Source organism: Bacteroidota bacterium, from assembly GCA_018698135.1.
Classification (GTDB): domain Bacteria; phylum Bacteroidota; class Bacteroidia; order CAILMK01; family JAAYUY01; genus JABINZ01.
This window is the reverse complement of record JABINZ010000128.1, coordinates 25984-41038: the sequence shown is the minus strand read 5'-3', so window position 1 is coordinate 41038 and position 15055 is coordinate 25984. Positions and strand designations below refer to the sequence as shown.

Below are 15055 nucleotides of genomic sequence, written 5' to 3'. Positions count from 1 at the left end.
TTACATACTCTTATGTTGGAGAAGCTTTAGAAGTAGATCTGAGCAAAGATCTTTAGTCTTTTTGTTTGTCTTTTCTTAACAATCCTTTTAAATAATTAAGTTTCATCATTGCTTCAATAGGAGTGAGTGCATTGATATCAATTTTGTCAAGCTCATTTTTTACCCTTTCATAAATTGGATCACTGGTGTCGAACATTTTTAGTTGGATGTTTACTGGCGCGTTAGAAGGTAGGCCTTCTCCATTTTGCATTCCAGTTCTTTGCTTTTCCAATTCTTCAAGAATTTCATTTGCACGAGAAACAACATCCTTTGGAATACCTGCTAAATGGGCTACATTTATTCCAAAGCTATGTTCGCTTCCTCCGGGTTTTAGTTTTCTCAGAAAAATTATCTTGCCTTTATGTTCTTTTACACTTACATTAAAATTTTTAACTCTTTTCAGTGAATTGGCAATTTCATTCAATTCGTGATAATGAGTAGCAAATATTGTTTTAGGCTTGAATTTATTGTGATGAAGGAATTCGGTGATAGCCCATGCTATTGAAATTCCATCATAAGTACTGGTTCCTCTACCAATTTCATCAAGCACAATCAGGCTTCTGTTCGAAATATTATTCAGAATACTTGCTGTTTCTATCATTTCCACCATAAAGGTAGATTCACCTAAAGCAAGATTGTCGGAAGCACCAACTCGGGTAAATATTTTATCAATTATACCAATACGCGCTGAGCTTGCAGGAACATAACATCCTATTTGAGCCATCAGTACAATTAAAGCTGTTTGACGCAATACAGCAGATTTACCAGACATATTTGGACCAGTAAGTATGACAACCTGTTGGTTGTTGTTGTTTAAGTAGATGTCGTTTGGGATGTACTCCTCTCCTTCTTTTAAACTTTTTTCAATAACTGGGTGTCGGCCATCTCTAATATCAATCACAAAGCTTTCATCAATATCCGGGCGCGAGTAATTATTTTTTTTCGCAAGTGTTGAAAAGGAAAGCAAGCAATCCAAATTAGCAATCAAATATGAATTTTGTTGTATAGCCTGAATATAATCAGAGAGTTCGAAAACCAATTTCTGGTAAATATCTTGCTCAATTGCCAGGATTTTTTCTTCAGCATTCAGGATTTTTTCTTCATAAACCTTCAGCTCTTCTGTAATGTATCGTTCAGCATTCACCAGAGTTTGCTTTCGATGCCATTCTTCAGGAACCTTGTCTTTATGCGAATTTGTTACCTCGAGATAGTACCCAAAAACATTATTAAAGCCAATTTTCAAAGAACTTATTCCTGTTTTGGCAAGCTCTCTTTCTCTAATCTTTACCAAGTAATCCTTTCCTGATTTTTTTAATTCTTTCAGTTCATCCAGATTTTCAGAAACCCCCTTACGAATTAAATCTCCTTTATTAATTTGAGCAGGAGGTTCATCTTCAAGTGTTTCATGTATTTTCTTTCTTATTTCTAAACATGGATTTAACTTGTCTGAAATCTTTTTGAGTGGGCTGGAATTAGTCTTTTTTAGCAAAGAAATAATTTGTTCAACTCCCTCTAGTGACTTTTCGATATGCAAAATTTCTCTGGGATTTACTTTTCGTAGAGCAACTCTTGATATGAGCCTTTCCAAATCACCCATTTTTGAGAGAATTTCACTAAGGTTACTTGATAAATCTTCTTTTTTAAGCAGAATCTTAACGATTTCTTGCCGATCCTTAATGGCGTGAATATCCTTTAATGGCATAACCATCCATTTTCGAAGCAAGCGCCCTCCCATTGGTGTTAGGCTTTGATCTAAAACTTCAAAAAGAGATTTTCCTCCTACTTGGATGCTTGTCAAAAGTTCAAGATTTTGAATTGAGAAACGGTCTAGCCAAACAAAACGATCCCTTTCAATCCTACTTATTTGGTTTATATGCTTGAGGTGATCATGTTTATTTTCAGATAAATAATGAAGAATTACTCCGGCTGCACAAACACCATTTCGAAGATTGTCAATTCCAAATCCTTTTAAGCTTTTTGTTTTGAAATGATTGAGCAATTTTTCTTCAGCAAAATCAAAACTAAAAAGCCAGTCCTCGAGTAAAAAAGTAAATCTTTTTGAATTAAAAAGCTGCTTATAAACCTCCTGTTTGCTCTTTGAATAAATAATTTCAGAAGGATTAAAGGTGTTAACCATGTTTTCAACATAATCAGCATCCCCTTCAGTTAGCAAGAATTCACCGGTTGAGAGGTCAACAAATGCCAGTCCGATTGTACCTTGTGAGAAGCTAATAGATGCTAAGAAATTATTCTCCTTATTCTCCAGAATTTTGTCACTGATCGAAGTTCCCGGTGTAACCATTTCAGTAACACCACGTTTCACAATTTTTTTAGTTGTTTTCGGATCTTCAAGCTGTTCACAAATCGCTACCCGATGCCCCGACTTGATTAGTTTCGGTAAATAGACATCAACGCTATGATGTGGGAAGCCAGCAAGCTCAACATGGCTGGAACCATTCGCTCTTTTTGTTAAAACAATCCCAAGAATTTTTGAAGCCTTAATTGCATCTTCACCAAAAGTCTCATAGAAGTCGCCAACTCGAAAAAGAAGAATTGCATCTGGGTGTTTTGCTTTAATGGCAAAATATTGCTTCATAAGAGGTGTTTCCTCAATCTTCTTTTTTGCTCCCAAGTGAATTATTTTTTATACTACTTTTGCTTAAAGAATTTCAAAATTAAAATAATAAAGCTGAATGAAAAAGCTGAAAACAACAGAACTGAAAAGACCGAGCATTGGAGACTATAAATTAAGGAGAAAATTGCCTGTTGTGATCATTATGGACAACATTCGTAGCATGCACAATGTTGGATCTATATTCCGAACATCGGATGCTTTTCTTATTGAAAAAATTATTCTCTGCGGTATTACACCACAGCCTCCGCATCGGGATATTCAGAAAACAGCTTTAGGCGCAACGGAATCGGTTTTTTGGGAGTATTCAAAAGATATTTATCAAACAATATTAAATCTTAAAGAAGATAATTACCATATTGTTGGATTGGAGCAAGCTGACAAACAAATTCAAATTGAAGATTTTATTCCAAATCAGAACATAAAATATGCAATAATTCTTGGCAATGAAGTTTCGGGAATTAGTGACAATATAATGAACTTACTTGATTTGTGTGTAGAAATACCACAGGAAGGCACCAAACATTCTTTAAATGTAAGTGTAGCAGCAGGCATCATGATTTATCATGTTTACCAACATCTCAAAAAAAAGGCCTTCACAAAGGAAGGCCTGTAATTATTTGTTTAATTTGATATTATTCAGTAGGTACTTCTTCAAAATCATCAATTGATTCTTCCATGTCAGTATCGACTGGAGGTTCAATGGAACCGCTAATAATTTCAAACTGGACTCTTCTATTCAATCTATTGGCATCAGCAGATCTGACATCTGTTAAAGGCTCTGTTGCTCCCTTGCTAACAGCTTCGAATCGAGAAGCATCAACACCCTGCAAACTGAGCAAATTAATAACAGCCTGAGCTCTTCTTAGTCCTAAGGAATGATTGTAATCTGCAGAACCAACAGGATCAGTATAGCCAATAACACGTAAGTTAGCACCAGTATTATTCTTCATTGCTTCAGCAACCAGACTCAAGTGGGAAAGGAATTCTGTTTTAACAGAAGCATTGTCAAATGAAAAGAATATGGCAGGTAAAAATCCCAAAGATCCACCACGGATACCAGACATTGAGCCTTTACCTCCAATGGGTACACCCTGGAAATTCACAAGCATATCTTTGTCAGTATTTGGATCCAGGTCACGATGATCAGGAACACCATCTTCATCGGTGTCAATTGAAATCCCCTCTTCATTAACAATTGCGCCTACATCTGAAAATGGTTCTTTGTCGAGATAATCAGCAATACCATCTCCATCAGTATCTAAAGCTTTTCCATTTACATCAACCTTCACTCCTTCTGGAGTTTCAAGATCTTTGTCAAAATAGTCGGAAACACCATCATTGTCAATATCACTGCTAAGCAAAGAAATTTTTCTTTTATTTTCAAGAGTCACTTTATAATGCATGGCAGCAGGGTTGTCAAACCAATAAACATTGTTCAAGGCACCTAGTCTAATATTGATTCCTAGTGTGGTAAAAAGTAAAATGTCGTTATTAGCTGATAAACCATAAGTTAACCTGTCAAACCTCTGTCCATCTAACAAATCATTGTCGCAAAAAGAAGCCTTGGATTCTAAGGATAAATCTATTCTGCTCCCCAATTTGAATCGTACACCTATTCCACCATTGATATTGGCCAACATAGTATGACTTAAAAATTGTGGATCTGGTGCAAATCCGTTTCCATCAGGATTGCCATCAGCTGCTGTTTCGTATTCACGATCCAACATGGCAGATACTCTGTCCTGAGATTCAGATTGATTAATATTTCCCGCTACATAATCATTGTATACTGTGCTAAAACTATATAGAGAGCCAAAACTGTTAAGTTGGTCTGTATATGTTTTGAACATGAGCCCACCAGCCCCTATAAATAGAAAATAATTAACACGAGGGTCTTCTTTCATGCGAAAATCGTTGAAAGCAAAATTGTAGACAACATGAAAGTTTGCTTCGTAAAATGTCATCTTATAATTGTAGTAAGTGTATGCTGGTGTAGGGGGATTGTTGAAAAAATTAATAGCTGCATCATTAACCCCATTTAATGCAGGATTGCTCTGAATCATATTGGCATTGGCGTATTTTCTGTCGACACCAAAAGCAAATCCATTGGATGCTTGAAAACGCAATTCCAGGTTATTGCTAACCGCCTTTTTGATATTAATACCGTAGCCATAAGCCATGTATTCGGGATTCACATCGCCAAAAACAATTGGAACACCACCAAATACACCAATTGACCAGGATTTATTAATTGCTGTTTTTTGGCTTACAGTTTTCTTTTTAATCTTTCCTGGCTTCTCATCTTCCTGAGCTATGACAATAAATGATGTCATCAGAATTGCCATGAGACAAAGTAATGTTTTTGTTTTCATTTTGTTCTCTTTTTTAATTATCAAATTATTACACTTATTAACAAGAAATTCACTATATCATTAAGTATAAAAAACATACGTGCAACTTGCCATCACAATAAGTGTGGATAACTATTTCTACCAAATTATTATTCAAAAGGGAATTGAATAATAATTCAATATTACAAATAATTTAATATAAAGCGCGTATTCCGCTTATTTTTAATTCTTATGGCGCTTTTCGAATATTAACTTTGAAATAAATAATTCTTATGATCTTTGCAGCAAGAAATAGATCATGGAATATCCCTCAAATATAATCAAGGAACTAGTAGATGCTTTTGTAAAATTACCCGGAATTGGCAAAAGGACTGCATTACGAATGGTATTAAGTCTTTTAAAGCAAGAAGAAGAGGATGTTAAAAAATTGGGAGAACTTGTTCTTCGAATGAAAACAGATATTCAGTTTTGCCAAAAATGTCATACTATTTCAGATAATAAATTGTGCCATATTTGTAGTGATAATAATAGAGAAAGTAATGTAATTTGCATAATTGAAGATCATAGGGACTTAATTGCAATCGAGAATACTAAGCAATTTAATGGTCTTTATCACGTTTTAGGTGGAGTTGTTTCACCAATTGATGGAATTGGGCCTGAAGATTTAAAGATTGACTCTTTTGTAGATCGAGTTAGAAAAGATAAACCAAAAGAAGTTGTTTTTGCTTTAAGAGCGACTATGGAAGGCGACACAACTATGTATTATATTTCCAATTTATTAAAAGAATTAAACATCAAGGTGTCAGCAATTTCCAGGGGTATTTCAATTGGTGGAGAATTGGAATTTGCAGATGAAGTAACACTCGGCAGATCAATTGTTAACAGAACAAACTATACTTTATAGACCAAATGAAGCTATCCGTAATCATCGTTAATTATAATGTAAAGTTTTTTCTGGAGCAATGCCTTCTCTCAGTCAGAAAAGCTTGTGAACAATTGGCAACCATAAACGAAAATTTCTCATCTGAGGTTTATGTTGTCGACAATAACTCTGTAGACTCTTCGATATCCATGCTTGAGGAAAAGTTTCCAGAGGTCATACTCCTTAAAAATGATGTAAATAAAGGTTTTTCTGCAGCAAACAATCAGGCATTGGAAGTTGCAAAAGGCGAATACCTGCTGTTATTGAATCCTGATACAGTAATTGAAGAGACTACTTTTTCTGAAATTATTACCTTCATGGATCAGCACCCAGATGCAGGAGGACTAGGCGTTAAAATGATAGATGGATCTGGAGCCTTTCTTCCGGAATCGAAGAGAGGACTTCCAAACCCGAAGACGGCTTTTTATAAAATATTTGGCTTATCGGCACTTTTCCCTAAATCTCGCAAATTTGGAAAATATCATTTGGGTTATCTTGATAAAAATGAGATAAATGAAGTTGAGGTGCTGTCGGGTGCATTTATGCTACTTAGAAAATCAGTAATTGATAAGATCGGATTTTTAGACGAGTCGTTCTTTATGTATGGAGAGGACATTGATTTATCTTATCGGATAATTAAAGCAGGTTATAAAAATTACTATTTCCCACTTACTCAGATCATACATTATAAGGGAGAAAGCACAAAAAAAAGTAGTGTAAACTACGTTTTTACCTTTTATCGAGCCATGATAATTTTTGCCAGCAAGCACTTCTCCAGTAAAAATGCAAAGCTGTTTTCTTTTTTAATCAATTTGGCCATTTACTTTAGGGCCTCAATTTCAATATTCAGACGCGTTTTGCAAAAGGCAGCTCTGCCAATTGCTGATTTTATAACCATCTTTGGTGGTCTTTACATTGTTAAACTGATCTGGGAATCGAATTTAAAGTTTGGCCATGGAAGGCCATACCCCAAAGAACTGGTTTTATATATTTTCCCCATCTACATATTAATCTGGATGTTAAGCCTCCTTTCAACAAAAGCATATCGAAAGCCTTTTTTTCCAAAGAATATTTTAAGAGGAGTGTTGCTTGGAACCTTAACAATATCAGCTTTTTATGCGTTTTTTGAAGAGTCTTTTCGATTTTCAAGAGCGATAATAATTTTAGGGACATTCACCTCATTTATTATTACCTATATCAACCGTATTGTTGCATCATATATTGAAAACAAAAACGTTAACCTAACCTTTACCAGAGAAAATAGAATTGTAATTATAGGTTCAGTTAAAGAGGGAGAACGCGTACATAACCTTCTCCAGAAAAGCAGCCTGCAACATCGATTTGTTGGTTTTGTATATCCTGTTTTTAATGACAAGAAAGGGCTAAATTACTTGGGCAACATTGAGCAAATTAATGAAATCGTTAAAATTCATAAGGTCGATGAATTGATTTTCTGCGGGAAAGACATTCCGTCTTCTCGAATAATTAAAACGATGTCGTTGTTGGAGAATAAAGATGTTGTCTATAAAATAGCACCTGATGAAAGCTATTTTATTATTGGGAGTCACAGCAAGAATAATTCAGGAGACCTTTATACGATTGATATTCGATTGGAATTGGCCACTCGAAGGAGTAAAGTGAATAAGCGCTTTTTTGATATCGGATTTTCCTTTCTTCTTCTAATTGGCTCTGTATTTTTTATATTGAAGCAGCAAAATAAGAAAGCGTTTTTCAAGAATATATTCAATGTATTAATAGGCAGGAAAACCATTGTTGGATATACTACCAATGCTAGAATTGTTGATCTTCCGGCTTTAAAACCTTCAATTCTAACAACAGCTTTCTTGAAATCAAATACAACTTTGTCAAGCGAAGACTTGAATGAACTGAACTTACTTTATGCCAGAGACTATTCTGTCAAAAAAGACCTGATTATTCTCAAAAGGGGAATAAAAAAACTCGGAAACTAAATAGTATCCGAGTTCATAAAATATAATTCGCTGATTATTATCCTAAATAAGCTTTCAGGATTTTGCTTTTTGTTGATTTCCTAAGTTTCTTCAACGCTTTTTCTTTGATTTGTCTAACGCGCTCACGGGTTAGTTTTACTTTGTCACTAATATCTTCATATGAATGAGGTGGGTTTCCTTCTAAACCGAAATACAGTTTAACAATTTCTCTTTCCTTCTCAGATAAAATGGAAACAACTCTTGAAATCTCTGTTTGCAACGATTCATGAATCAAACCTTTGTCTGGTTCAGGCTCATGGTCATTTGGAAGAATGGTTAATAAACTTGCATCTTCTTCTTCATTAATAGGTGCATCTATTGACAAATGCTTGCTTGATGACGAAAGTGTTGAAGCAACTTCCTGTGGAGTTAATTCCAACTGATCGGCAATTTCAAAATCAGTTACCTTTCTTTCAAATTTTTGCTCTAATGCAACAGATGTTGCTGAAATCTTACTTAATGATCCAACTTTATTCAGTGGCAAGCGAACCAACCTGGATTGATCAGCCAAAGCTTGCAGTATAGATTGACGAATCCACCATACGGCATAAGATATAAATTTAAAACCACGGGTTTCGTCAAAACGTTGAGCGGCTTTAATTAAGCCCATATTCCCTTCATTAATCAGATCACCTAAAGTTAAACCTTGGTTTTGATATTGTTTTGCAACCGATACAACAAAACGTAAATTAGCATTTACAAGCTTTTCCAAAGCCCTCTGATCTCCTTTTTTGATACGTATAGCTAATTCCACCTCTTCAGTTGGTGTAATCATCTCGACTTTCGAAATCTCATTGAGATATTTATCTAAAGACTTATTTTCGCGGTTTGTAAATTGTTTGCTAATTTTTAATTGTCTCATATTATATCCTTAAATTACAAATTAAATGATTGATGGGATTTTTGCTCTGATTTACAAGCAAAAATTCTTCCAATTAATACAGTTTTACTTAGTGTGGGGAAATAAATTATGCGGATATTGCTAGTTATTTTATTCATATAGCAAATTGAAAAGGGCTGCAAATATATAAATAGTTTTCATTTATACAAATAAAGAATTTAATAAATAATGATTGAGCAGATAAAAGTATTAGTAAAACAAGTCGAAACGTTCGAGCCAAAGGAGATGTCTGAAATAGAGGCTTTTCGCATAGAATACTTGGGTAGAAAAGGAATTATTCAAGATTTATTTCAAAAATTCAAAAATTTAGATGCTGATATTAAGCGAGAAATTGGGAAACCGCTCAATGAACTTAAACAATTAGTTACTTTAAAAATTGATGAGTTTCAGGAGAAGTTGAAAGATAATGAGCAAGAAGATACGTATAATAATATAGATATTTCTTTGGATGGTCCAGCTATTAAGTTGGGTTCGCGGCATCCGGTTTCTATTGTTAAAAACCAAATAGTGGATATATTTTCCCGAATTGGGTTTACACAATCTGTTGGTCCTGAGGTTGTGGATGACTGGCACAATTTTACCGCACTCAATTTTCCGGCAGATCATCCCGCAAAAGATATGCAGGACACTTTTTTCATTCAAAGGGATCCCGATTTTTTATTGCGCACACATACATCTTCAGTTCAGGTTCAAGAAATGCAAAGGTATAAACCACCTATTCGAACAATTTCAATTGGTCGGGTTTACAGAAATGAGACGATATCCTATAAATCGCATGTACAGTTTCACCAAATTGAGGGACTTTATATAGAGAAGAAGGTTTCCTTTTCAGATTTGAAACAAGTATTGTATTATTTTGTTAAGCAATTCTTTGGTGATAGCTTTGAAGTTCGATTCAGACCTTCTTTTTTCCCTTTTACAGAGCCCAGTGCTGAAATGGATATTCGGGCAAAAAATGGAGATGGCAAATGGATGGAAATTCTTGGCTGTGGAATGGTTGATCCTAATGTGTTATCAAATTGTGGAATTGATCAAGAAATTTATACTGGATATGCATTTGGAATGGGCATCGAGCGAATGTCGATGTTAAAATATGGCATAAAAGATATTCGTGTGCTCTATGAAAATGATATTCGGTTTTTGGAACAGTTTATAGCAGAAAGATAAATGAAAGCAGTATTTCTTACAAAATATGGGAATTCCTCAGATGTTTTTGAAATCAGAGAAACGGCTATTCCTGAGCCAAAAGGAACAGAGGTATTGGTAAAGGTAGAAACATTCGGACTCAATTTTGCCGATGTGATTGCCAGAAGAGGCATGTATGGGGAAGCGCCAGCAAATCCATGCATATTAGGCTATGAGGTGGTTGGTCATATTGAGAAATTAGGGACTGAGGTTACTACATTGAAAGTTGGGCAAAAAGTTGTTGGATTAACTCGTTTTGGAGGTTATGCTGAATATGCTTTAACAGAAGAAATGGCTGCTGTTGTAATTCCAGAAGAAATGGATAATGGAGTTGCTACTTGTTTAGCCACTCAATATGCAACAGCTTATTATTCTGCCTATATTTTGGGAAATTTACAGGAAAACGACCACGTATTGATTCATGCTGCAGCAGGAGGTGTAGGCATTGCTCTTACACAGCTTGCAAAGCTTAGAGGTTGTGTTACATATGGAACTACCAGCTCCGCTGAAAAGATAGCGTTTATTAAAAAATCGGGCATTGACTTTCCAATAAATTACAAAGACCATCTATTTGAGGAAGAGGTTTTAAAGCTTAATATTAACAGAAAGCTAGATGTGATTTTTGATCCAATTGGAGGCAAAAATTTCAAGAAAAGCAAGTCGGTTTTGGCAAATGGAGGAAGAATAATTACCTATGGAGCCTCTGATCAACTGAAGGGAAAAAAGGGTTTTCTGAATAACATGCGTTTGCTATTTGGATTTGGATTTCTTCATCCCGTTTTTTTAATCATGTCGTCAAAGTCGGTTTTGGGCGTCAATTTGCTTCGCATTGCTGAAAATAGACCTGACCTTTTGAATAAAAGCATGAATGCAGTGGTTAATCTTGTAAAAGAGAAAAAATTGAGTCCGCATGTTGGAGCAAGTTATCATATAAATGATATTGCTATTGCTCACGATTTATTAGAAAGTCGGAAGTCAATAGGTAAGGTGGTTGTAAATTGGTCAATATGAAAGAAGAGGGATTTCCAAAAAGTTTTATCAAAAGGATGACGCTCAAATTAGATAAGGAGTTTCCATCTTTTTTAGAATCATTAAGTCAAGAGTCCATTATTTCAGTTCGCACAAATCCCCAAAAACCAACAAATCAGTTTGCTCAAGAAGAAAAAATTCCCTGGAATGAACACGGCTATTTCCTAAACAAAAGACCTGAGTTTGTATTTGATCCATTGATTCACGGTGGTGCATATTATGTGCAGGAATCTTCTTCAATGCTTTTTGCTCATGCAATAGATTTTTCCAAAGATTTAAAAATCTTGGACTTATGTGCTTCACCTGGTGGAAAAAGCACTTTATTGCTTTCAAAAATGTCTAAGAATAGTGTTCTTTTCAGTAATGAATTGGTTGGGAAAAGAGCTGAAATATTAAAAGAGAATCTGATTAAATGGGGGAATTCAAATATTGTTGTCACTTCAAACAGGTCTGCATCATATGCATCATTCAACGCTTTTTTTGATATTGTTTTAGTAGATGCGCCCTGTTCGGGCGAAGGGATGTTTAGAAAGAATAATAGAGCCTTACAGGAGTGGTCTGAAAATAAGGCATTTGTATGTTCTATTGGCCAAAAAGATATTTTGGATGAAGCCATTAAACTAGTCAGAAATAATGGTCTATTAATTTATTCAACATGCACCTATTCTGAAGAGGAAAATGATCAGATTGTCAAATGGTTTTATAAGAAATACAAATCAATTATACAGCCTATAACTATTCAATTGAAAGATGAATGGGGTGTCGTGAAGGAAAATGTACTTCATTTTGACGAGAAAAATCAAGAAGTGTATCGTTGCTATCCTCACAAAATCAGGGGTGAAGGGATGTTTATTGCTGCTTTTAAAGTAAGTAGTCGAATGCAATCTGATTTGCCCAAACAAAAAAGAAATAGCCAACTCTTTAAAGGCTTGTCAAATATTGATCAGAAAAAAGTAAATGTTTTTGTTAAACCTAATAAGGATTTTCAAATTCGGCAACATTTGGATAGAATTTATGCATTACCAACGCGTTATTTAAATGAAATTGGACTTGCTGCATATAAACTGAATATTGTTTTACAAGGAACATATATCGGCAGTTTTAACAAGAAATCTGGTGATTTTATCCCAAGTCATGATTTGGCAATGAGTAATTTAATGAAGGAGGATTTTCCCTTTGTTGAATTAGAATTGAAAGATGCCTTGCATTACTTAAAAAAGATGGAGACAAGCATTAATCCGAACAACTTACCACTGGGTTGGATTATAGCCAAGTATAAAGGCTGCAACTTGGGTTTTTTAAAAAATAATAAAAGCAGACTAAGTAACTTCTACCCAAAAGAGTGGTCAATTCGAAAAAATCTTCCCAATTGGGAATTAATGAAAAAGTGAAAAATTCATACTTTTGTAGTCAAAATTAAGAAAAGTGTTTAAAGTTCTTCTAACCATACTATCCATTTGGGTTATTTACCGTTTCGCAAAAGCGATACTTGTTCTATTACAATTTAAGAATTCGCAAAGAGTAGATCAAAATAGATCGAGAAAGCAAAAAGGGGATACCTTCATTAAATATGTTCCCAAAAACAAAAATAGTAGTCAGGGAGGTAAAAATAAAATTGAATACACTGATTACGAAGAGGTAGACTAGGGTTTGTTAACCATAAAGAATCGGAGCTCACGATCTGTTTCAGTTTCTATCTCTAGTGCATACATTCCATTTTTAAAAGCTGAAAGATCAATCTGAACTGGGTTTATGTTGTTCACAGAAATATTTAATAACATTTGGCCTATTGTGCTCATTATACGAATTCTTTTTATATCCTGTCCTGAGACATAAAGCTTGGATGATGCAGGATTGGGATAGACTCTTATCTCTGTTTGGTCTTTTGTCAAGTTTTCAATACTATTAAAAACCTGTCCGCCTTGAGTCAAGGTGTAAATCTCATTTACATTAAGATTATCAAAACGTTCCTTAATGGGAGGCTGTGTTGGCCATGTGACCATTATTGAATCGATAGTAGGGTTATAACCTAAACCAAAATGTAGACGATAAGGTTTTTGCATTTTTTGACCCCTACCAGCACAAACTTCCTGTGTTAATATTTTACCATCAACATATACACTGGCACGAGCCCCTATTGAATATTTATTTGCTGTTTTACTTTTTAGATCCAATTCAATCCATCGTCTACTATTGTATTGGTTGTTTTTAAAAAGCCTGAATTTTCCTGCAATTGCACCAGCCAGGTCAAGTCGTCCATCATTATCGTAATCCAACCAAACCAAATCTGTTCCGGTGTTAATGCCCGACAAGCCATATTTAAAAGTTTCTAATTTAAATGAATTGTCTTCTTGCTGCTCATACATATCAATGTATCGGCAACCATAAAATACGGTGAGCAAAACATCGGCAAGGCCATCGTTGTTAACATCTCCCCAGGCTCCTCCAGCATGTGTTTCTTCCAGCTCAAAGCCAATATCTGATTTCAAGCCGGAGTAATTATTATATTGTCCAATCAAATCAGTAAACTCAAAATCTGGCGCACCCTTGTTACGATAAATTGTGGTGCCACGATGGTCATAATCGCCAATAAATCTGGGGTGAGCAAATTGGGGTAATAATAGGTCTAGATTGCCATCGTTATCAAAGTCATACCAGTCAACTCCAGTTCCATGATTTGAGCCGGTATTGTTTTTATCAATTCCCTTAACCTGACAGATATCAGTAAAACTCCCATCACCATTGTTTCTATAAAACTCATCCGGTTGAAGGAAATAATTGGTAACAAACAAATCAAGATCGCCATCATTATCGAAATCTATCCACTGAGACCCCCTGCTATTGCGGTTTCTTTCTACAACATAATTGGCAGGATCCCATGTACGGCCAGGCCAGTTCCAGTTTCCATCATATTCAGGGTAAATGACATTCGTATTATCTGTGAAATTGTTGCTTCCTGTATTATAAAAGAAATAGTTAAGCTCTGGTTCTGGATATGTTTTCCAAAGTTGTGAAACAAATAGGTCAGGATAGTTGTCGTTGTTAATGTCAGCAAAGCTGAAGGAAAGAAAAGCTTTAAATTCAGGAAAATTGAGAATTATTTCAGTAAATATATTTCCATTATTAATAAGCAATACGGAGGTATCTGAACCAAAAAGAAAAATATCTAAATCGCCATCATTGTCGTTGTCAACAAATGCATTTGCCACAACCGCAGAATAGGGATTAACTATTCCAAGCTGATGGGAAACATCTTCAAAATTTCCATTTTTTAAGTTCTTATATAGCCTGCCCCTGATCAGTAAATCAACAAACCCATCATCATTGTAATCCGCAGCAGCAATAGTTGAATTAGAAAGATTTTCGTCAATTCCAGCTGTTAAGGTAACATCCAGGAATATTTGCTGTGATTCTTTATCTGGATATTCCAAAATTACATCAATTGCAAATGCCCGATTAAAATTTGAAAGTAAACGATATTCACCGGCATTATTTATCCCATACTGATAGTAATAATCTCCACCTGAACTTGACTTGCAACTATAAGGATGATTGGTTCTGTCGGTTACAATACCGGCTCCATTAAAAGCATTAAAAAGCAAGAAGAACTGTGTGTTATTCATTTTTATGAACGGACTATCCAAAGCAACATAAACCTGTTCTTTGCCATCTTGCAACTTTGTAACAGTGATTGTAGGAACAATATTGTTTTTCAAACTAATCAAAGCCACCCCACCTTCGTGGCCTAAAAAATTCAGATTTACTGTTGATCCTGCCTCACCCATTAAGGTTATTTCAAAACCTTTAATTATTGCAGGTTTGGGGAGGTCAAATCGGGCTAGCTGATTGGGATGGGTTGTTGTATTATAATAGTTCGTTAAAACATTTTCAGGATCGTGCATCCGTAAAGTGTCATTATTAGCTTGTAAACTTCCATGTATTAGAAGTGTCAATAATGAAATAACAAATAAGCCTGATTTCATG

General features: G+C 35.0%; 11 protein-coding genes. 7 read left to right on the top strand and 4 right to left on the bottom strand.

Going from position 1 to position 15055, the window contains the following annotated elements; translation table 11 throughout:
- Positions 1 to 52 precede the first annotated feature (52 nt).
- The gene (gene mutS, locus HOG71_08505; protein MBT5990884.1) at positions 53 to 2635 is read right to left on the bottom strand and encodes a DNA mismatch repair protein MutS; all 2583 of its coding nucleotides are present in this window, start codon (positions 2633 to 2635) and stop codon (positions 53 to 55) included.
- A 97-nt stretch (positions 2636 to 2732) separates the two neighbouring features.
- Here mutS and HOG71_08500 point away from each other — a divergent pair, with 97 nt between their 5' ends.
- Positions 2733 to 3287 carry an RNA methyltransferase gene (locus HOG71_08500; protein MBT5990883.1) on the top strand — a complete coding sequence of 185 codons (555 nt, stop codon included), beginning with the start codon at positions 2733 to 2735 and terminating at the stop codon, positions 3285 to 3287.
- A 19-nt stretch (positions 3288 to 3306) separates the two neighbouring features.
- On the opposite strand, the gene HOG71_08495 is transcribed toward HOG71_08500, so the two are convergent.
- Positions 3307 to 5046, bottom strand: a complete 1740-nt coding sequence (locus HOG71_08495; GenBank protein ID MBT5990882.1) for an OmpA family protein — start codon at positions 5044 to 5046, stop codon at positions 3307 to 3309.
- A 277-nt stretch (positions 5047 to 5323) separates the two neighbouring features.
- On the opposite strand from HOG71_08495, the gene recR reads away from it, so the two are divergent.
- Both recR and HOG71_08485 read left to right on the top strand, forming a co-directional pair.
- Complete coding sequence (recR, locus tag HOG71_08490) at positions 5324 to 5929, top strand: recombination protein RecR (protein MBT5990881.1); 606 nt, start codon at positions 5324 to 5326, stop codon at positions 5927 to 5929.
- Positions 5930 to 5934: 5 nt separating this feature from the next.
- On the top strand, positions 5935 to 7917 hold the full coding sequence (locus HOG71_08485; protein MBT5990880.1) for a glycosyltransferase: 1983 nt from the start codon (positions 5935 to 5937) through the stop codon (positions 7915 to 7917).
- A gap of 37 nt (positions 7918 to 7954) precedes the next feature.
- On the opposite strand, the gene HOG71_08480 is transcribed toward HOG71_08485, so the two are convergent.
- Positions 7955 to 8818 carry an RNA polymerase sigma factor RpoD/SigA gene (locus HOG71_08480; protein ID MBT5990879.1) on the bottom strand — a complete coding sequence of 288 codons (864 nt, stop codon included), beginning with the start codon at positions 8816 to 8818 and terminating at the stop codon, positions 7955 to 7957.
- Positions 8819 to 9025: 207 nt separating this feature from the next.
- Here HOG71_08480 and pheS point away from each other — a divergent pair, with 207 nt between their 5' ends.
- Genes pheS through HOG71_08460 form a run of 4 tightly spaced genes read left to right on the top strand, consistent with a single transcriptional unit; the run spans position 9026 to position 12718 of the window.
- Positions 9026 to 10024: a phenylalanine--tRNA ligase subunit alpha gene (pheS, locus tag HOG71_08475; GenBank protein MBT5990878.1), complete on the top strand. Its 999-nt coding sequence runs from the start codon at positions 9026 to 9028 to the stop codon at positions 10022 to 10024.
- The gene (locus HOG71_08470) at positions 10025 to 11053 is read left to right on the top strand and encodes a zinc-binding dehydrogenase (GenBank protein MBT5990877.1); all 1029 of its coding nucleotides are present in this window, start codon (positions 10025 to 10027) and stop codon (positions 11051 to 11053) included.
- Positions 11050 to 12462 (top strand): hypothetical protein, encoded by a 1413-nt coding sequence (locus HOG71_08465; GenBank protein MBT5990876.1) that lies wholly within the window; start codon positions 11050 to 11052, stop codon positions 12460 to 12462. The genes HOG71_08470 and HOG71_08465 overlap by 4 nt, the downstream gene beginning before the upstream one ends.
- Positions 12463 to 12496: 34 nt before the next feature.
- Positions 12497 to 12718, top strand: a complete 222-nt coding sequence (locus HOG71_08460; protein ID MBT5990875.1) for a hypothetical protein — start codon at positions 12497 to 12499, stop codon at positions 12716 to 12718.
- On the opposite strand, the gene HOG71_08455 is transcribed toward HOG71_08460, so the two are convergent.
- Complete coding sequence (locus HOG71_08455) at positions 12715 to 15054, bottom strand: T9SS type A sorting domain-containing protein (protein MBT5990874.1); 2340 nt, start codon at positions 15052 to 15054, stop codon at positions 12715 to 12717. The two genes, HOG71_08460 and HOG71_08455, sit on opposite strands and share 4 nt — an antisense overlap.
- Between the last annotated feature and the right edge of the window lies 1 nt (position 15055).